The following is a 19,109-nucleotide window of genomic DNA, read 5'->3' as shown; positions in this document are numbered from 1 at the left end:
TCGTGGAACAACGATTGACGGAACGCAATGTAAAACCGAACGGCGTGATTCACCTAGGGGAAATGCTGTTCGGCTATCTTATCGGGCCGTTCGGTGCACTGCTCAGCTACGGTATCTTCACCAGCATCCTGCAGAACTATCTGACTGACGTGCTGCGGTTGGACTTGTCGTTCCTGTCGGGGCTGCAACTGATATCGACCGTGCTGATTGTAGCGGCGAATCTCGTGGTCGGCCAGCTCATCGAACGCACCCGTTCGCTGTGGGGCAAGGCGCGGCCATGGATTCTGTTATCGGCGCTGCTGCTGTCCGTGGCCAGTCTGTTGATGTTCATTGTGCCGGGTCCGCAGACTGCGCGTTACGTGTGGATTGCCGTGGCGTACAACCTGTATTATTCTCTTGCCTACCCGATTTATAACACGGCGAATTCCGCGCTGGTGTCGCTGTCCACAAGGAACTCGCAGGAGCGCTCCAAGCTGGCGTCGTTCACCAATATTGCCCAGTTGGGCACCATGGGAGTGGGATCCATGCTGTTTCCCATGCTGGTCTCGTTCGCTCTGAAGGATGATCAGCGGCTCTGGTTCCTGTCCATGCTTGGCGTGGCTGCGTTCGGCATGTTGACCATGTTGTTGCAGTTCCGATTCACCAGGGAGCGGATCACCGAGGATAACCGAGGCAAAGGGGAGCCGGACGGTTCCGTGCAATCCGGTTCCTCGCTGAAGGCGCAGCTGCGTGCGGTGACGGGTGAGCGTTGGTGGTGGGTCATCATCGTGTTCTATCTGCTGTTCCAATTCGCCGGGGCGATGAAGAACAGTTCGATGTCCTATTTCTGCAAGTGGCTGATTGATGACTCATTCCTTTCCGGCGCGGATGCTTGGGGAGTCGCCCAGTCGCTGCTCGGTGCCTTGGGCGCCATACCGATGGCTGTTGCGGCGTTGTTCGTGGTGCCGTTGTGTAACCGCTTCGGCAAGCGGGACGTGGTGTTTGCGGGTATGGTGGTCGGCGTGGTCGGCGGTATCATTGCCGGCTGCGCTGGCGGAAACATCGCGGGCGTGGCGGTAGGTGTGGCGATCAAATGTTTGGGGTCGGCTCCGGCGTGCTACATGATCCTGGCGATGTTGGCGGATGTGATTGACCACATCGAGGGCGTGCGGGGCATCCGAACTGACGGATTGACGATGTCGATCTACAGTTCCATCATGGTTGCGGCTACTCCCGTATGCAATGCGGTGTTCAGTTCACTGCTGGCGATGTCCGGGTACGACCAATCCCTGACGGTTGGCGTGGGTGTGCAGAGTGCATCCGCGCGGGCGGCCATCGGGGCAAGTTATATCTGGGTGGAGACGGTCGCTTATGCCTTGTGCGGAATGCTCATTCTGTTCTGGAACGTGGAACGGCGACGTAGAAAATCATAAACTTGAGTCAACTTCACTCAAGTTTTGGGAATAGAATAGGGGCATGGTCGGTTGACCATATCAGACAGCGGGAATCGCGCCCGAAAACGGCCCGGCAGCAAGCCGCGGCGGGGCGCTACGCATGGAGGATGATATGGAACAGAAGTTCACGACGATGGCCCAGGAGGCAATCGGCGACGCGATTCAGAGCGCGTCCGCCGCAGGTAACGCGCAGGTTGAGACCCTGCATCTGATGGACGCGCTGCTCCGCCAGGAGAACGGCGTGGTCCCCGGCCTGATTCAGGCCGCCGGCGGCGACCGCCAGCGCGTTGGGGCTGAGATTCGCAACGCGTTGGTCGCCCTGCCCAGCGCCAGCGGCTCGAGCACCTCGCAGCCCCAGGCCAGCCGCCAGCTGACCGCCGCGCTCGCGCAGGCCGAGAAGGAAATGCAGGCGATGGGCGACGAATACGTCTCCACCGAACACCTGCTCATCGGCATCGCCGCGGCCACCCCGAACCAGAGCGCCGACATCCTCAAGCGCAACGGCATCACCCCCGACGCGCTGCGCAAGGCCGTGCCCGGCGTACGTGGCGGCGCCAAGGTCACCAGCCCGGACGCCGAAGGCAACTACAAGGCGTTGGAGAAGTACTCCACCGACCTGACTGCGCAGGCGCGCGACGGCAAGCTCGATCCGGTGATCGGCCGCGACCAGGAGATCCGCCGCGTCATCCAGATCCTGAGCCGGCGCACCAAGAACAACCCGGTGCTGATCGGCGAGCCCGGCGTCGGCAAAACCGCCGTCGTCGAAGGGCTGGCCCAGCGCATCGTGGCCGGTGACGTGCCCAGCACGCTGCAGAACAAGAAGCTGATCTCCCTGGACCTGGGCTCCATGGTGGCCGGATCCAAATACCGCGGCGAATTCGAAGAGCGTCTGAAGAGCGTGCTCAACGAGATCAAGAACGCCAACGGCCAGATCATCACCTTCATCGACGAGATTCACACCATCGTCGGCGCGGGCGCGGCCGAAGGCTCGATGGACGCCGGCAACATGTTGAAGCCCATGCTGGCCCGCGGCGAACTCCGCCTGATCGGCGCCACCACACTCGACGAATACCGCGAGAACGTGGAGAAGGACCCGGCGTTGGAGCGCCGCTTCCAGCAGGTGTACGTGGGCGAGCCGTCCGTCGAGGACACGATCGCCATCCTGCGCGGTCTCAAGCAGCGGTACGAGGCGCACCACAAGGTCACGATCGGCGACGACGCGCTGGTTGCCGCCGCCACGCTGTCGAACCGGTACATCTCCGGACGCCAGCTGCCGGACAAAGCCATCGACCTGGTCGACGAGGCCGCCGCGCACCTGCGCATGGAACTCGACTCGCAGCCCGAGGAGATCGACGAGCTGCAGCGCAAGGTCACCCGTCTGGAGATGGAGGAGATGCAGCTGAAGAAGGCCGAAGACCCGGCTTCTAAGGAACGTCTCGAGAAACTGCAGGCGGAACTGGCCGACACCCGTGAGAAGCTCGGCGGCCTGACCGCCCGGTGGAACGCGGAGAAGGCCGGCCACAACAAGGTCGGCGACCTGCGCGCACAACTCGACGCCAAGCGCGTGGAAGCCGACAAGGCCGCCCGAGAGGGCGACCTGGAGAAGGCCAGCCGCATCCTGTACGGCGAGATTCCCGCCATCCAGAAGGAGCTCGCCGCCGCCGAACGCGCCGCCGACGAGGCGGACGCAGCCGAGAACGCCAACGAGCCGATGGTCCCCGACCATGTGGACGCCGACTCCGTGGCCGAAATCATCTCCGACTGGACCGGCATCCCCGTCGGCCGCCTCATGCAGGGCGAGAACGAGAAGCTCCTGAACATGGAGGAGTACCTCGGCAAGCGCGTCATCGGCCAGAAGGAGGCCATCCAGGCCGTGTCCGACGCGGTGCGCCGTTCGCGCGCCGGCATCGCCGACCCGAACCGCCCGACCGGCTCGTTCCTGTTCCTCGGCCCCACCGGCGTGGGCAAGACCGAGCTCGCCAAGGCGCTCGCCGACTTCCTGTTCGACGACGAGAAGGCCATGGTGCGCATCGATATGAGCGAGTACATGGAGAAGTCCTCCGTATCCCGCCTGATCGGCGCGGCGCCGGGCTACATCGGGTATGAGGAGGGCGGCCAGCTGACCGAGGCCGTGCGTCGCCGCCCGTATTCGGTGGTGCTGTTCGACGAGGTGGAGAAGGCGAACCCGGAGGTCTTCGACGTGCTTCTGCAGGTGCTCGACGACGGCCGTCTGACCGATGGTCAGGGCCGCACCGTGGACTTCAAGAACACGATCCTGATCATGACCTCGAACCTGGGCTCGCAGTTCCTGGTCCAGCCCGATCTGGACGAGGACGCCAAGCGCAAGGCCGTGATGGACGCCGTACACATGCAGTTCAAGCCGGAGTTCATCAACCGTCTGGACGAGCTGGTGATCTTCCATCCGTTGACGCGCGAGGAGCTCGGCGGCATTGTGGACATCCAGGTGGCGCAGGTGGCCGCACGCCTGACCGAACGCCGCATCACGCTCGACGTGACGGATTCGGCGCGCGAATGGCTGGCCAACACCGGCTACGACCCGGCGTACGGCGCTCGCCCGCTGCGCCGCCTCGTGCAGAGCGAGGTCGGCGACCAGCTGGCGCGCATGCTGCTGGGCGGTCGCGTGCACGACGGCGACACGGTGCTGGTGGATCACACCGGCGGCGAGCATCTGGTGCTTTCCGCCTGGGCGAGCGATCGGCTCGTCGACGATGGCGTGACCGTGGAAGGCGTTGCCGGGGACTGATGCGGTAGTCCCCGGTCCGTTCCGATCCGTCGAATCGGGGGCTATACGCATGGTGTCCATGACGGTAGCCCTCGGTTCGCTCCGGATCTGTCCGCTTTGGCCTCGGCCCCTTTACTGTGGCCGGGGCCTTTTGGTTGTCGCTGTTGTCTCGGCTTGCACGACGATTGGTGAATCGTGCCCGGCGTTTCGCTCCCGCCCGTTCCCTCGTCCATGCCTGCCACTTCAATAGAACATATGTTCGATTCTGCGGTGATGCCACTGGTTATGGTGGCGATGATGGTGGTCGGTGCGGCGCTGGGGGCGTTCGCCGGCTTTGTGGTGGGGCGTGCCAAGGGGCAGGAGCAGGCTCGCGCCGTCAAGTCCAGTGAGCTGGATCAGGTGAAGGAGGAGTTGGAATCGGCCCGGTATGAGATCGCCTCGCTGTCCACGCAGTCGGCGGAGTACCGTGCGCAGGCCGATGGTCTGAACCAGCAGCTGTCCTTCGTCAAGTCGCAGTTGGCCCAGGCGCAGCAGGCCGAGCAGGTCCGTATGCAGCATGAGAAGGACCGTGCCGCGGCAGAGGCCGAGCGCAGGCGGTCCGAACAGGCGCAAGCCTTGAACGAACAGGGCAAGGTACTGTCGGCGTTGGCCCCAGTGCAGAAGAATCTGGATGCCCTGCAGCAGAAGGTCGCCCAGATCGAGGAGGGGCGCAAGCAGGAGTTGGGCGCGCTGAGCGAACAGCTGCGCGGCTTGGGGGAGCAGCAGGCCCGGTTGGATAAGGAGACCAGCACGCTGTCGGCCGCGCTACGGAACAACAAGGTGCGTGGCGCGTGGGGCGAGGCGCAGCTGCGCAATATCGTGGAATCGGCCGGCCTGCTGGAGCATGTGGATTTCGATACGCAGGTGGTGGTCACCGATTCGGACGGCCACATCCAGCGCCCCGATATGGTGGTGCATCTGCCCGGCGGCAAATCGATTCCGATCGATGCCAAGGTGCCGTATGCGGATTACCAGCGTGCCTGCGAAATCCCGGAGACCGCCTCCGCCGAGGACTTGGCCCGCCGCAACGAGCTGCTCAAGGCCCATGCCAAGGCGCTGCGCGACCATGTGAAGACGCTGGGGGATAAGGCGTATTGGCAGGCGTTTGATACGGCGCCCGACTTCGTGGTGGCGTTCATTCCGAACGAGGCGCTGCTCCAGGCGGCGCTGGAGGCGGACCCCACGCTGATGGACGATGCCTTCGCCCGCAAGGTGGCGCTCACCTCGCCGGTCACACTCTGGGCGGTGCTCAAGTCCGTGGCGTATGCGTGGCGGCAGCAGGGACTGACGGATGACGCCAAGCAGCTGTTCGACCTGTCGCGTGAGCTCTATAGTCGCTTCGTGACCTTGGGCGACCATGCCAACAAGCTCGGCACGGCCATCACCCGCACCGTGGGCGCCTACAACCAGTTCGCTTCGTCGTTGGAATCGCGTGTGCTCGTCACCGCGCGCAAACTGCAGGCGGTCGATGGCAGCAAGATCATCGCACAGGTGGGAATGCTCGACGCGGAGAAGACCAACATCCGTGAACTCACCGCCCCGGAGGTCACACAATAGCCCGGAATCGGTTTGGCGGCACTCGGCGATAGGCTGGATGTATGACCGAAGAGACCATGAACACCGCCTCCACCTCCATCGACGAGGCGACATTCGCCATGATGACGCCGTACGACCAGATGAAGACGCTGCTGCGCGCCGAGATGGCGGACAAACCCTTCAGCGAGCTGTTCTCCGTGACCTTCGATCATCGAGGGGCCGCAGTGGTGGGTCATCTCCTGCTCGACACCCTGGAGGAGCAGGGGTATTCGATCGATGATTTCGATGCCGTCGGCGCCCTGACCGCAGCCGCCGTGCCGCTGGTTGGTGCGATGGTGCAGGCGGCCGCCTCCCGCGGCGAGGACCTGGACGGTTTCGTGATGGACTTCGTCTACCCGTCCGTCAAGGGGCCGAGCATTGCGAATAAGCGCGTCATCCTTCTGGATTCCTGGCTGTCCGAGAAATCGTATGTGCAGACCTCGTCTCTGGTCACCCTGCGTAACGGCAACGAACTGAGCCTGGACTTCGGCGTCGTCGAGGCGCAGAACGCGCAGGTCGTCGCCATCGCCTCCCTGATCGGCGGCGTTGACATGACCGAACCGACCATCACCGTCGTCAATCCGGTCAACGGTGAATCGCACGCCCTGCCGTTCATCGAGATCTTCCACGAATCCGATCTCAAGGCGTGATTTCATGCACGAGCCGAATCCCATCTCCTTGGCTGCCAAGGCCTCCGGCGAACCCACCTTCCGTGAGATTGGCGTGGGGCCATGGGCGCAGGTCCATCCGGGCGAGCCGCGTCCGGACGACCCCCAGTCGCCCAACTACGATGCCCGGTATGATGGCGAGCTGCTGGACGAGGGCGACCGGCGCAACGTGCTCGACCGGTACCGCTACTGGACGGTTGACGCCATCAAGGCCGACCTGGATGCGCGGGGCCGCCACGGGTTCGAGGTGGCGGTGGAGAATTGGACGCACGATTTCAACATCGGCTCGATGGTGCGTACCGCCAACGCATTCGCCGCGCGGCGTGTGCATATCGTCGGCCCGCACAAGTGGAATCGCAAAGGCGCGTTGATGACCGAGCTGTACCAACACGTCGAATACCATCCGTCGATCGACGAACTGATCACCGGCTGGCGCGCCGGCATCGCCGCCGAGATTGCCGATTGCGAGGCCCAGCTCGCGCGGCTGACCTTTGATGTGTCTCGTCCGGACCCTGAGCATGAGCGTATCGCCGATCTGGCCATGGAACGGGTTGAAGTGCGCGAACAATTGCGCGTGCTGCGTGAGGCGCGGGTCATCGCACTCGACATCATTCCGGGCGCGGTGCCGATTGAAACCTATCGCTTCCCCGAACGCTGCCTGATGTTATTCGGCGCCGAGGGGCCGGGGCTGTCCGAAAAGGCCGTGTCGATGGCCGACGACGTGGTGTACATCTCCCAGTTCGGCTCCGTGCGTTCCATCAACGCCGGTGCCGCGGCCGCCGTGGCCATGCACTGCTGGATCGCCCAGCGCGCCATGTAGGGCCGGTTGTATCTGGTCGCTTTGCCGCAGCACGGTCTCGCTGGTGCACCAAAAGGTCTTCATTGGGCATGAGTTATCCACAACACGCCCGAAACCGTTCCTTGCGTACACATAGTCGAGATTCCCGTGTCTGCCATCGCATTATTCGCTAGGGTTCGATGCATGAGAATCAGCGCGGGGATCCAAACAATCATTGATCAGGCAGCCAAGGAAAAACGTTGCTTCTACGGCTCGACCCATTCGCAGCGGCGTGCGATTCCCTGCGGCGTGATGCCGGGAGGGTGCTAAGGGCACTGCATTATGCGGATGCCCGGAGTGAAAACGGTGGTGAATCCGAATGTCGGGCCGTCATCATAGAAGCGGGCTTCATGGTTCCAGAACTCCAGGTGGAATTCAATATCGATGGCAGGATCAAGCGTGTTGACTTTGTGCATCAGATGGCGCCAGTGCCCCCTACCTGCGGCCGCCATACCGCTGGTGGTGTAGGCTCGGAGGCATGATCGAGATCGAGGGGCTCTCCAAACGGTTCGGCGCCAAATCGGTGCTGGACCACGTCAGCTTCACCGCCGAAGACGGCAAAGTCACCGGCTTCCTGGGGCCGAACGGCGCCGGCAAGTCTACCACCATGCGCGCCGCGCTCGGCCTGATCGCCCCGGACGCCGGTCGCGCCCTCATCGATGGCCGGCCGTTCGCCGAGCATCGCGCCCCGCTGCGGGCCGTCGGCGCGGTGCTGGACGCCAAATCCGCGCACAAGGGCCGTAGCGCCTACGCCCACCTGCTGAGCATCGCCCTCACCAACGGCATCCCGAAGCGCCGTGTGGACGAGGTCATGGACCTGACCGGCATCGCCGCCGTCAAAACCCGTAAGGCTGGCGCGTTCTCCCTGGGCATGAGCCAGCGCCTGTCCATCGCAGCCGCCCTGCTGGGTGACCCGCACAACCTGGTCCTCGACGAGCCGATCAACGGTCTGGACCCTGAAGGCGTCAAATGGGTGCGCGACCTGTGCCGCTACTACGCCGCGCAGGGCCGCGCCGTACTGTTGAGCTCGCATCTGATGAGCGAGGTGGCGCTCACCGCCGACAACCTGGTCATCATCGGCCAGGGGCGCATCCTGGAGACCACCACCGTGGCCGACTTCGTGGCCGAACACTCCACGCGTTCGCTGCGCGTCATCACGCCCGAGCCGGAGAAGCTGCGGGCCATCTTCGCCCACGCGCCCGAGGTCACGGTCACGCCGATCACGCGTGAAACCGGCGACCCGCAGGAGGGGGAGGCCTTCCGCATCACGGGCGCCGATCTGGGGGCCGCCGCCCGCGTCTTCGCCGCCGCGCAGCTGGTCACCTATCTGTTCGTGCAGGAGCACGCCTCGCTCGAAGAGGCCTACATGACGCTCACCCACACCAGCGCCGAATACCTGGGCCGTTCGATGTCCGGCGCCACGCAATCAGCGCAACCCGCGCAATCCAAGGAGGTGCAGCAATGAGCAGGGGAGCCCACGCCGCGCACGCCAACCGTTCCGCTCGCAACACCCGCACCCGCCGCCAGCCACAGCAGGCCTGGAACGCCGCCGCATCGAATGCCGGAGACGGCGGCCGTGCCGGCGGGTACGGCACGCGCGCCACGTTCGCCGCGCCGCGCCTGACGTTCCTGAACGCGTTGCGCGCCGAGTTGTGCAAGGCGTCGAGCCTGAAGTCCACGTACGTGCTGCTGATTATCAACGCCCTGCTGCTGCCCGTCGGTTCCGCGCTGATGGCGTGGGCGATGGCGTTCCTGATGTCTCTCGACCCGGCGACCGGAACCACGACGGACGATCCGCAGCCGGTGGCCGAATCGTATATGTGGGGGTCGGCCTCCGCGTTCGTGCCGACCTGCCTGCTGGTGACCGGCATCCTGGGCGTGATGGCGGTGACGGTGGAGTATTCATCATCCACGATCCAATCCTCGCTGACGGCGAACCCGCGCCGTGTGATGTTCCTGAACGCCAAGACGCTGGTGACGGCGGCGCTCGCGTTCGTCTCGTCCTTGGTCGGCCTGCTGTTGGCATGGGCCGCGGCCTACGCGCTGCTGTCCCCGGTCGGCATGACACCGCTGGGCGACGGCGAGCATGCGCTGCCGTGGGTGAGTATCCTGGGCGGCGCGCTGCTGCTGACCGCCATGGCGGTGCTGGGCGTGGGCCTGGGCGGCCTCTGCCGGTCGACGATGGGCGGCGTGTTCGCCCTGGTCGGTCTGCTGATCATCGTGCCGTCGGCGTTGTCGATGGCGTCGCTGGCGGGCGACCGGTTCGCGTGGCTGCAGTCGGTGGCGCGTTGCCTGCCGGATCAGGCTGTGGGGAATGTACTGACGGCCGGCGTCGATGTGGCGGTTAGCTCGTCCTCGACGAACGTGAGCGTTGATGTCGAGGCGATGAACACGGCGGCCGGTTCCGTGGCCGGCGCGTCTGCCGGTTCTGTCACCGCCGCCGGTTCCGCTGCCGCCTCCGACCCCAGCGGCCTGTTCGACCCGACCTGGTGGCAGAGCGGTCTGATCGTGCTGGCGTGGATGACGGTGGCATACATCATCGGGGTGATGGCGGTCCGTCGTTCCGACGTGAAATGAGTTCCCGTCCGACATGAAACGCCGCCGGACACTCCGACCGTCCGGCATCATGGTGACCGAATAATCGCCCTGCCTCGGTGAGCGTTATAGCACATTGCCCGACCGTTCGGCCGATTTCTCCCCCTAATGGAGAAAACGGCCAAGGTGCTGGCCGCGGGGGCTGGTCATCTGTATGGCACGAGCCTGCCGGTGGGCGGCACGAACACGCATGCGGTGATCTCCGCGCACACCGGGTATGACCGGTTGATGTTCGACCGGCTGAGTCTGGGGCAGGGTCATGTCGGAGACCGGTTCACGATCGAGGTGCTGGGACACACGTTGGCGTATCGGGTCACCGACATTCGTGTCATCGACCCTGATGATTTCAGTGTGTTCGGCATCGAGGCGGGCAAGGACGAGGTGAGTCTGCTGACCTGCACGCCCTATGGTGTCAACACGCGTCGTCTGGTGGTGACCGGCGAGCGCGTGGACATCCCCGACCCCACGGCGCAGGACGTCGCCCCCGTATCCGAACGCAACGAGACCCGTGCGGATGGCGGCCGGGATGTCGTGCGCGCGTACACGCTGCCCGCCGCGGTGGCGCCGGGCGGCCGCGTGGTGCTGCTGGCCGGTGCCGGCGTGCTGCTGCGCCGCAGATAGATAGGGGGTACCGGCCCGGCGTGGGCGTGGGCGGGGAGACCCGCACGACGCCTCACGCCGGGCCGTTCCGGCCTGCGGGAGCGGTAACCGCCGTGTCACACCGCGCTCATATAGTTGGGGTCATGCCAACATTCACACGTGAAGAGATCATGCATTTGGGCGATCTGGCCCGAATCGCGCTGACCGATGAGGAGATCGCCCGCCTGCAGGGTGAGCTCAACGTCATCGCCGACGCCATCAACAAGGTGCAGGAGGTCGCCGGTGACGACGTGCCGCCGACCGCCAACCCGGTGCCGCTGGAGGCGTATCTGCGCCCGGATGAGGCCGAGACGCCGCTGACGCAGGAGGAGGCCGTCTCCGGCGCTCCGGTGTCCGAGAGCGGCATGTTTGTGGCGCCGCGCATTCTGGGGGAGGAGTGAGATGACCGACGAGCTGGTGAAGCTGTCCGCGGCGCAGATGGCCGCGAAGATCAAGTCCGGCGAGGTGTCCAGCCGTGAGCTGGTCGAGGCCCACCTGAAGGTGATCGAGGCCGCCGAGCCGAGCATCCAGGCGTTCCTGCAGGTGTCCGCCGACGAGGCGCGCGCCCAGGCCGACGCGTTCGACGAGAAGACCGCCAAGGGCCAGACCGAGGGCCTGCCCGAGCTGGCCGGCGTGCCGATCGCGATCAAGGACATGATCGTGACCAAGGGCATCGTGACCACGGCCGCCTCGAAGATCCTCGAAGGCTGGGTGCCGCCGTATGACGCCACCGTCATCGAGAAGCTCAAGGCCGCGGGCATGCCGCTGCTGGGCAAGACGAACCTGGACGAGTTCGCGCAGGGCTCCTCCACCGAGCATTCCGCGTTCGGTCCGACCCACAACCCGTGGGACACCGACCGTGTGCCGGGCGGCTCTGGCGGCGGCTCGGCCTCCGCGGTGGCCGCCTTCGAGGCGCCGCTGGCCCTGGGTACCGACACCGGCGGTTCGATCCGTCAGCCGGGTGCCCTGACCGGCACGGTCGGCGTCAAGCCGACCTACGGTGGCGTGAGCCGTTTCGGCGCGATCGCGATGGCGAGCTCGCTGGACCAGATCGGCCCGGTGAGCCGCACGGTGCTGGATTCCGCGTTGCTGCAGGAGATCATCGGCGGCCATGACCGCCGCGATTCCACCTCGATCCCGGCCCCGGTGCGCCCGATGGCCGCCGCCGCCCGCGAAGGCATGAAGCGCGACCTGAAGGGCATGCGCATCGGTCTGGTCAAGGAACTGGGCGGCGAGGGCTTCCAGCCGGGCGTGCAGGCCCGCTTCAACGAGTCCGTCAAGCTGCTGGAGGAGATGGGCGCCGAGATCGTGGAGGTCTCCTGCCCGCACTTCCCGTATTCGCTGGGCGCGTATTACATCATCATGCCCTCCGAGGTCAGCTCCAACCTGGCCCGCTACGACGGCATGCGCTACGGCCTGCGCGTCATGCCGCCGGCCGACGTGCCGCAGACCGCCGCCAACATGATGGCCTACACCCGTGAAGCCGGCTTCGGCGACGAGGTCAAGCGCCGCATCATCCTGGGCACCTACGCGCTGTCCGCCGGCTACTACGACGCCTGGTACGGCTCCGCGCAGAAGGTGCGTACGCTGATCATCCAGGACTTCAACAAGGCGTTCGAGCAGGCCGACGTGCTGATCTCCCCGACCAGCCCCTCCACCGCGTTCAAGTTCGGCGAGAAGATGGACGACCCGCTGGCCATGTACATGAACGACATCGCCACGATCCCGGCGAACCTGGCCGGCACCCCGGCCATGAGCATCCCGTCCGGCCTGTCCGACGACGGCCTGCCCGCCGGCATCCAGTTCATCGCCCCGCAGCAGCGCGACGAGGTCATGTACAAGCCGGCCGCCGCCCTGGAGGCCGCGCTCAACGAACAGTGGGGCGGCCCGATCTGGCAGTCCCTGAAGACCCCGTGGCTCGACGGCCTGAACAAGTGAAGCATCGGAGGAGCAAGACATTATGGCTGAAAAACTGATGAAGTACGCCGATGCCGTCAAGCAGTTCGACCCGGTCATCGGCCTGGAGACGCATGTCGAGCTGAGCACGAACACCAAGCTGTTCTGCCCGGCGCATGTGGAGTTCGGCGGCGATCCGAACACGCAGCTGACCCCGGTCTCCCTCGGTCTGCCCGGCTCCCTGCCGGTGCTCAACGAGGCCGCCGTGGACTACGCGATCAAGCTGGGCCTGGCCCTGCACTGCGAGATCGCCGAATGGAGCCAGTTCTCCCGCAAGAACTACTTCTACCCGGACATGCCGCGCAACTACCAGATCTCCCAGTACGACAAGCCGACCAACGGCAACGGCTACCTGGACGTGGAACTGGATGACGGCACGATCTTCCGCGTGCCGATCGAACGCGCCCACATCGAGGACGACGCCGGCAAGAACACGCACGTCGGCGGCGCCGACGGCCGCATCGAGGGTGCGGACCACTCGCTGGTCGACTACAACCGCGCCGGCGTGCCGCTGATCGAGATCGTCACCAAGCCGATCGAGGGCGTGGGCGACCGCGGCCCGGAGATCGCCGGCGCCTACATGCGTACGCTGCGCGACATCGTACGCGCGCTGAACATTTCGCACGCCCGCATGGAGCAGGGCAACATGCGCGCCGACGTGAACGTGTCGCTGCGCCGCAACCCGACCGATCCGTTTGGCACCCGCTCCGAAACCAAGAACGTGAACTCGTTCCGCGGCATCGAGAAGACCATCCAGTACGAGATCCGCCGCCAGGCCGCCATCCTGAACGACGGCGGCGAGGTGCTGCAGGAGACCCGCCACTGGGACGAGGCCTCGCAGACCACCGCCGGCGGGCGCGTCAAGTCCGACGCGGACGACTACCGCTACTTCCCGGATCCCGACCTGGTGATGCTGCATATCACCAAGGAGCGCATCGAGCGTCTGGCCGCGCAGATGCCGGAGATGCCGCGCGAACGCCGCAACCGCCTGCAGGGCGAGTGGGGCTTCTCCGACCTGGAGATGCGCGACGTGGTCAACGCCGACGCCCTCGACCTGATCGAGGCCACCGTGGCCGCCGGTGCCACCGCGGCCGGCGCCAAGAAGTGGTGGCTGGGCGAGCTGTCCCGCGAGGCGAACGCCAAGGGCGTCTCGCTGGAGGAGTTGCCGGTGACCCCGGCCGACGTGGCCGAGGTCGAGAAGCTCATCGCCGACGGCAAGCTCAACGACAAGCTGGCCAAGCAGACCGTCTCCGGCGTGCTCGCCGGCGAGGGCACCCCCGCCGAGGTCGTGGCCAAGCACGGCTACCAGGTCGTCTCCGACGACGGCGCGCTCGTGGCCGCCGTTCAGGAAGCCATGGACGCCAACCCTGATGTGGTCGAGAAACTCAAGGCCGGCAACATGAAGCCGATGGGCGCCATCATCGGCGCGGTCATGCGGGCCACCAAGGGCCAGGCCGACGCCAAGGCGGTCAACAAGATCGTGATGGAGAGGCTTCGCGCCTAGTGCACAATGCTTTCAGCGAATCTTGAGATGGGTACAATACCGTCGAGAGGTAGAGTGAAAGCGAATGACCAAGGGGTGTATGTCATGGAACAGAACGCCGAACCTCCGTTGACTGATACCGACGCGGTCGCCCGCGAACTGCCGACGCGGATCGTCATCCCCCCGATCAGGGGCGAGATGGTGCATCTGCGTCCGGCGGCCGTGGAGGATCTGCCGCGTATGGACGAACTGGGCGCCTACTGCGGCGCCTCCCGCATCACCGGCAAGGACATGCAGGCCGAACGCGCCGTGGTCCACGCCTGGGTCCGCCGGTCGGTGGCCTGGGCGGAGGGCCGCAGCGAAACCGGTGTGGACGATCCCGAGTCGCGCCGCACCATCGCCTGGTCGATTCTGACCGACGCAGACCATGACGACGACGGCACGGTCGACGCGGCCGAAACCGGCAACGTCATCGGCATGATCTTCCTGATCGATATCGACGGCTGGGCGCGCTCCGCACGCATCCAGATCGTGCTCGGCAAAGACTATCGCGGCCGCGGCTACTCGCGCGATGCGATGCCGCGCGTCATGACCTTCGGCTTCGCCCCGGAACCGGCCGGACTGGGCATGCACCGCATCTGGGTCGGCGTGCCGGAGAAGAACACGCGGTCGATTTCCGTGTACCAGTCGCTCGGCTTCGTACCCTCGGGCACCTCGCGCGACGCGCTGTGGGACGCGGAGAACAACAAGTACCAGGACCTGATCGTCATGGACACCCTGGCCGACGAATACGATCCGATCGCCTCCCTCGACGCCTTCGGCATGCATGTGCTGGAGGACAACCCCGGCGTCAAAGAGGCGCTGAGCATGCGCGAGCACTCGGTGTCCATCCGCAAGCGCAACGCCGAGGAACAGCAGACGCGACCGGTCATCCCGGAGGAGGCCAAGGCCCCGATGCCGCAGCCGGGCGAGGAATCGGGCGAGACGCAGCTGCAGGAGCACGTCCCGTCGGAACAGCCCGAACCCCGCGCCGCCCAGCACTACCGCGAGCCGGAGACCGGCGACGTGCGCGAATCGTCCGACGGCGAGGAAAGCAACTGGCCGTACGGCGCATCCGAGCGCAAACCGTCGAAGACCGCCTGGTGGCGCAACCTGGGGCGTGGCCGCAAACGCGATATGGAAGGTAAGTGATGAGCGCCGAGGATCTCGACAACTACGAAACCGACGCCGAACTCGCCCTGTACAAAGAATACCGCGACGTCATCAAACTGTTCACCTACGTGGTGGAGACGGAACGGCGCTTCTACCTGGCGAACAAGGTGGATTTCAACGTGCGTTCGGCCGGGCAGGACGTGTACTTCGACGTGCAGCTGACCGACGCATGGGTGTGGGACGTGTACCGGTCCTCCCGGTTCGCCAAGAGCGTGCGCATCGTGACGTTCAAGGATGTGAACGTGGAGGAGGTCCAGAAATCCGACATCGACATCCCCGACGGCATCTGATGCCACACGGAACCGGTCGTCCGGCATCGGGTCGATGAGCGGCACCGAACGGAACGTATCCGACGGGTCGATCCCAACAGACGGATCGGCCCGTTTCCTGTATTCCCATGGAGACACATCCGCGGGACGAATGGATGCCAACCCTTGCCGTAATCGTGAGGATTTGGCGATACTCCATGCGGAGTATCGCCTTTTTGGGTAAACTATGCGTGATTTACAGTACTGCAAGGAGAACGGAACGTGACGCAGAAGCAGACCGTGGTGATCATCGGCGGCGGCCCCGCCGGTCTGACCGCCGCATGGGAATTGATGAAGGACGGCGGCGCGGACGCATACGACGTGACCGTGCTGGAGGCGACCCGCGAGTTCGGTGGCATCTCGCGCACGGTGAAGCACAATGGCAACCGGATGGACATCGGCGGCCACCGGTTCTTCTCGAAGGACGACCGCATCATGCAGTGGTGGCGCGACACCCTGCCGCTGCAGGGCGCGCCCAGCTACGACGACAGGAAGCTAGGCCGCCATCACGACCTGGAGCCGGGCGGACCGGACCCGGAGACCTGCGACGAGGTGATGCTCAAGCGGCACCGCGTGTCCCGCATCTACTGGAACCGGCATTTCTTCGACTACCCGATCAGCCTGAGCCCGAACACGCTCAAGGCCATGGGCCCCAAGCTGACGCTGGAGGCCGGGTTCTCGTACCTGAAGTCGATGGTGCACAAGCTGCCCGAGGACAATCTGGAGAACTTCTACATCAACCGCTTCGGACGCAAGCTGTACTCGATGTTCTTCGAGGGGTACACCGAGAAGCTGTGGGGGCGGCACCCCTCGCAGATCTCGGCCGACTGGGGCGCGCAGCGCGTCAAGGGCCTGAGCATCACCGAGGTGCTGAAGAACGCGTTCCTCAAACTGCTGCCGAAGAAGCAGGACTCCTCCAAGGTGGAGACCAGCCTGATCGAGGAGTTCTGGTACCCCAAGTATGGTCCCGGCCAGCTGTGGGAGACCGTGGAACGCAACTGCGAGCGCGCCGGCGTGCGCGTGATCACCGACGCGAATGTGGTCCAGGTGCGCCAGGAGGGCGGCCGCATCGAATCCGTGGTGTATGAGGATTGCGAAGGCAACCGCACCGAGCTGAAGGCCGACCAGTTCATCTCCTCCATGCCGGTGAAGGACTTGGTCAACGCCCTGGGTGCGGGTGAGGGCGCCGCGCAGGTGCCCGCCGATATGAGCGAGATCGCCAACGGCCTGCCGTACCGCGACTTCGTGACCGTGGGCCTGCTGGTCAAGCATCTGAAGCTGCGCAACACCACCGACATCCCCACGCTGGGCAATCCACCGATCGTGCCGGACTGCTGGATCTACGTGCAGGATCCGGGCTACAAGGTCGGTCGTCTGCAGATCTTCAACAACTGGAGCCCCTACCTGGTCAAGGATGTGGACGACACGGTGTGGATTGGCCTGGAATACTTCTGCGAGGAGGGCGACGCGTTCTGGTCGATGAGCGACGAGGAGGCGCGTGACTTCGCCATCCAGGAGCTCACCCGCATGCGCGTGATCAACGTGCCGCAGGACGTCATCGATTCGCACCGTGAACGCGTGAAGAAGGCGTATCCGGCGTATTTCGACACCTACAGCCGTATGGACGAGCTGGTGGAGTACCTGGATTCGTTCGGCAACCTGTACTGCGTGGGCCGCAACGGCCAGCACCGGTACAACAACATGGACCATTCGATGGCCACGGCCATGGAGGCGGTAGGCAACATCAAAACCGGCAAGACCTCCAAGAAGAACGTGTGGAGCGTCAACACCGAGCAGTCCTACCACGAAAGCAAGTAATCGGGCTGTTGGCCGGTGTGATCCCGGCGTGACGTCTCGTGCACAAGGTCCTTCTGATGCAGCGGCATCCTCGCCCTGCAACGGAAGGACCTTTTTCATGCGCAGTTGTGGCCTTTCCGGTGCACAAGAATCGTGGTTTTGCGGTTGGTCGGCATGGCGTAGTATGGTGAACACCGTCCGTTAGCAATGCTTGCCATGCCGGACGTTCCATCGCGGGTTTTTCCGCAATCCTGTCACCAGCCGCAGCCGGTTATATCGTATGGCGGTTGCGGCCAAGGAAAGGTACCAACAGTGGCCAATAGCCAAAATCTTGAAGAGATGAAGCTGCCTGAGCTCAAGGAGCTCGCCAAGCAGATGGGTCTTCGTGGCACGTCGACGATGCGTAAGCCGGAATTGCTCGCCACCCTGCAGGCCGCGCGTAACGGGGGAGAGGCCCCGGAAGGTGTAACGGTCCGCGCGCCGAAGAATACTGAGCCTCGCCGTACGCGCACGGCCCCGGAAACCCCGGCGTCCGAGCCCGTCGTTCCCCAGGCGGCTGCGGCACCCGAGCAGCCCGCCGCCCCCGCCGCGGAGCCGGCGGAGCAGGCCGAACGCAGGCCGCGTCGTGCCGCCCATGAGCGTCAGTCCGCCGACGAATTCGCCTCCACCCTGCTCGACGAGCTGGATCTGGGCGCCAAGCCGGAATCCCGCGAGCACCGTCACCAGGATGAGGTCGATGACTCCGGACAGCCGATGCGCCGTCGCCGCCGCGGCGAGCGCGACCAGAAGCATGCCCCCGCCGACCGTCAGCGTGCGTCCGAACCAGATCACGAGCTGGACGACATCCTCGCCGCACTGCCCGACCAGAAGCATGAGGACGAGGGCGCGGATCATGAGCTCTCCCGCCGCAACCGCAACCGCGGCGACCGGAACAACAACGCCGCGGGCAATGACCGCCGCCAGCGCCGCATGCGCGGACGTGACCGCGAGAACACCGAGGATCGCGAGGAGCAGCAGCGTCCGCAGGAGGATCTGGTGCCGGTCGCGGGCATCGTGGACGTGCTGGACTCCTACGCGTTCGTGCGCACCTCCGGCTATCTGCCGGGGCCGAACGACGTGTATGTGTCGATGGGCCAGGTCAAGAAGTACGGATTGCGCAAGGGCGATGCCGTGCATGGCACGATCCGCCCGCCGCGCGAGGGAGAGCGCCGCAACCAGCGCCAGAAGTTCGTGCCGCTGCAGGCGATCGACTCGATCAACGGCATGAGCGTGGAAGAGGCGGCCAACCGCCCGCAGTTCGCCAAGCTCACCCCGCTGTACCCGCAGGAGCGGCTGAAGCAGGAGACCACGCCGAACAAGCTCACCGGCCGTTTGATCGACATCGTGGCCCCGATCGGCAAGGGCCAGCGTGGCCTGATCGTCTCCCCGCCGAAGGCCGGCAAGACCATCACGCTGCAGAACATCGCCAACGCGATCACCACCAACAACCCCGAAGTGCATCTGATGGTGGTGTTGGTGGACGAACGCCCGGAAGAGGTCACCGACATGGAGCGCACGGTGCAGGGCGAGGTCATCTCCTCCACCTTCGACCGTCCGGCCTCCGATCATACGACCGTGGCCGAACTGGCGATTGAACGCGCCAAGCGCCTGGTCGAGCTCGGCCAGGATGTGGTGGTGCTGCTGGACTCCATGACCCGTCTGGCCCGCGCCTACAACATCGCCGCCCCGGCCTCCGGGCGCATCCTGTCCGGTGGTGTGGACGCGCAGGCGCTGTACCCGCCGAAGAAGTTCTTCGGCGCGGCCCGCAACATCGAGAACGGCGG

15 protein-coding genes and 1 pseudogene are annotated in these 19,109 nt (G+C 65.1%); all 16 read left to right on the top strand.

The genetic code is table 11. The features are described 5' to 3' along the window. Window positions 1–2 precede the first annotated feature (2 nt). Window positions 3–1,412, top strand: a complete 1,410-nt coding sequence (locus B4C31_RS05950) for an MFS transporter (RefSeq protein ID WP_291531725.1) — start codon at window positions 3–5, stop codon at window positions 1,410–1,412. Window positions 1,413–1,545: 133 nt separating this feature from the next. Beyond that, on the top strand, window positions 1,546–4,197 hold the full coding sequence (gene clpB / locus B4C31_RS05945; protein ID WP_291531724.1) for an ATP-dependent chaperone ClpB: 2,652 nt from the start codon (window positions 1,546–1,548) through the stop codon (window positions 4,195–4,197). 234 nt (window positions 4,198–4,431) lie between these two features. Continuing rightward, window positions 4,432–5,772: a DNA recombination protein RmuC gene (gene rmuC, locus B4C31_RS05940; protein ID WP_291531723.1), complete on the top strand. Its 1,341-nt coding sequence runs from the start codon at window positions 4,432–4,434 to the stop codon at window positions 5,770–5,772. Between the two features lie 98 nt (window positions 5,773–5,870). Further along, on the top strand, window positions 5,871–6,440 hold the full coding sequence (locus B4C31_RS05935; RefSeq protein WP_394295741.1) for an orotate phosphoribosyltransferase: 570 nt from the start codon (window positions 5,871–5,873) through the stop codon (window positions 6,438–6,440). A gap of 4 nt (window positions 6,441–6,444) precedes the next feature. Beyond that, a pseudogene (locus B4C31_RS08830) lies at window positions 6,445–6,915 on the top strand (RNA methyltransferase); the annotation flags it as partial. Window positions 6,916–6,999: 84 nt separating this feature from the next. Continuing rightward, window positions 7,000–7,278 (top strand): TrmH family RNA methyltransferase, encoded by a 279-nt coding sequence (locus tag B4C31_RS08825; protein ID WP_414631850.1) that lies wholly within the window; start codon window positions 7,000–7,002, stop codon window positions 7,276–7,278. Between the two features lie 496 nt (window positions 7,279–7,774). After that, window positions 7,775–8,761 carry an ABC transporter ATP-binding protein gene (locus B4C31_RS05925; protein ID WP_291531721.1) on the top strand — a complete coding sequence of 329 codons (987 nt, stop codon included), beginning with the start codon at window positions 7,775–7,777 and terminating at the stop codon, window positions 8,759–8,761. Further along, entirely contained in the window at window positions 8,758–9,873 is a 1,116-nt protein-coding gene (locus tag B4C31_RS05920; RefSeq protein ID WP_291531720.1) for a hypothetical protein, read from the top strand. The genes B4C31_RS05925 and B4C31_RS05920 overlap by 4 nt, the downstream gene beginning before the upstream one ends. A gap of 126 nt (window positions 9,874–9,999) precedes the next feature. Then, the gene (locus B4C31_RS05915; RefSeq protein ID WP_291531719.1) at window positions 10,000–10,512 is read left to right on the top strand and encodes a sortase; all 513 of its coding nucleotides are present in this window, start codon (window positions 10,000–10,002) and stop codon (window positions 10,510–10,512) included. A gap of 122 nt (window positions 10,513–10,634) precedes the next feature. Further along, window positions 10,635–10,931, top strand: coding sequence for an Asp-tRNA(Asn)/Glu-tRNA(Gln) amidotransferase subunit GatC (gatC, locus tag B4C31_RS05910; RefSeq protein WP_129236816.1), 297 nt, complete (start codon window positions 10,635–10,637; stop codon window positions 10,929–10,931). 1 nt (window position 10,932) lies between these two features. Next, window positions 10,933–12,468, top strand: coding sequence for an Asp-tRNA(Asn)/Glu-tRNA(Gln) amidotransferase subunit GatA (gatA, locus tag B4C31_RS05905; protein ID WP_033507170.1), 1,536 nt, complete (start codon window positions 10,933–10,935; stop codon window positions 12,466–12,468). Between the two features lie 22 nt (window positions 12,469–12,490). After that, window positions 12,491–13,990 (top strand): Asp-tRNA(Asn)/Glu-tRNA(Gln) amidotransferase subunit GatB, encoded by a 1,500-nt coding sequence (gatB, locus tag B4C31_RS05900; RefSeq protein WP_291531718.1) that lies wholly within the window; start codon window positions 12,491–12,493, stop codon window positions 13,988–13,990. Window positions 13,991–14,074: 84 nt separating this feature from the next. After that, window positions 14,075–15,160 carry a GNAT family N-acetyltransferase gene (locus tag B4C31_RS05895; protein WP_291531717.1) on the top strand — a complete coding sequence of 362 codons (1,086 nt, stop codon included), beginning with the start codon at window positions 14,075–14,077 and terminating at the stop codon, window positions 15,158–15,160. Next, entirely contained in the window at window positions 15,160–15,471 is a 312-nt protein-coding gene (locus B4C31_RS05890; protein WP_033507176.1) for a DUF2469 domain-containing protein, read from the top strand. Before B4C31_RS05895 ends, B4C31_RS05890 begins: the two co-directional genes overlap by 1 nt. Window positions 15,472–15,711: 240 nt before the next feature. Continuing rightward, window positions 15,712–17,307 (top strand): NAD(P)/FAD-dependent oxidoreductase, encoded by a 1,596-nt coding sequence (locus B4C31_RS05885; protein ID WP_291531716.1) that lies wholly within the window; start codon window positions 15,712–15,714, stop codon window positions 17,305–17,307. Window positions 17,308–17,598: 291 nt separating this feature from the next. Further along, on the top strand, window positions 17,599–19,109 hold a 1,511-nt coding region (gene rho, locus B4C31_RS05880; protein ID WP_291531715.1), incomplete at its 3' end, for a transcription termination factor Rho.

It is taken from the genome of Bifidobacterium sp. UBA4282 (assembly GCF_002394995.1).
In the GTDB taxonomy this organism is placed as follows: Bacteria; Actinomycetota; Actinomycetes; order Actinomycetales; family Bifidobacteriaceae; genus Bifidobacterium; species Bifidobacterium pullorum_B.
Note: the sequence above shows the minus strand (reverse complement) of the source record. Positions and strands in the feature narration are given on the sequence as shown.

Coding starts and splice junctions, on each gene's coding strand:
- clpB (WP_291531724.1), top strand. CDS start 1,546: ATGGAACAGAAGTTCACGACGATGGCCCAGGAGGCAATCGGCGACGCG.
- rmuC (WP_291531723.1), top strand. CDS start 4,432: ATGTTCGATTCTGCGGTGATGCCACTGGTTATGGTGGCGATGATGGTG.
- B4C31_RS05935 (WP_394295741.1), top strand. CDS start 5,871: ATGATGACGCCGTACGACCAGATGAAGACGCTGCTGCGCGCCGAGATG.
- B4C31_RS08825 (WP_414631850.1), top strand. CDS start 7,000: ATGGAACGGGTTGAAGTGCGCGAACAATTGCGCGTGCTGCGTGAGGCG.
- B4C31_RS05925 (WP_291531721.1), top strand. CDS start 7,775: ATGATCGAGATCGAGGGGCTCTCCAAACGGTTCGGCGCCAAATCGGTG.
- B4C31_RS05920 (WP_291531720.1), top strand. CDS start 8,758: ATGAGCAGGGGAGCCCACGCCGCGCACGCCAACCGTTCCGCTCGCAAC.
- B4C31_RS05915 (WP_291531719.1), top strand. CDS start 10,000: ATGGAGAAAACGGCCAAGGTGCTGGCCGCGGGGGCTGGTCATCTGTAT.
- gatC (WP_129236816.1), top strand. CDS start 10,635: ATGCCAACATTCACACGTGAAGAGATCATGCATTTGGGCGATCTGGCC.
- gatA (WP_033507170.1), top strand. CDS start 10,933: ATGACCGACGAGCTGGTGAAGCTGTCCGCGGCGCAGATGGCCGCGAAG.
- gatB (WP_291531718.1), top strand. CDS start 12,491: ATGGCTGAAAAACTGATGAAGTACGCCGATGCCGTCAAGCAGTTCGAC.
- B4C31_RS05895 (WP_291531717.1), top strand. CDS start 14,075: ATGGAACAGAACGCCGAACCTCCGTTGACTGATACCGACGCGGTCGCC.
- B4C31_RS05890 (WP_033507176.1), top strand. CDS start 15,160: ATGAGCGCCGAGGATCTCGACAACTACGAAACCGACGCCGAACTCGCC.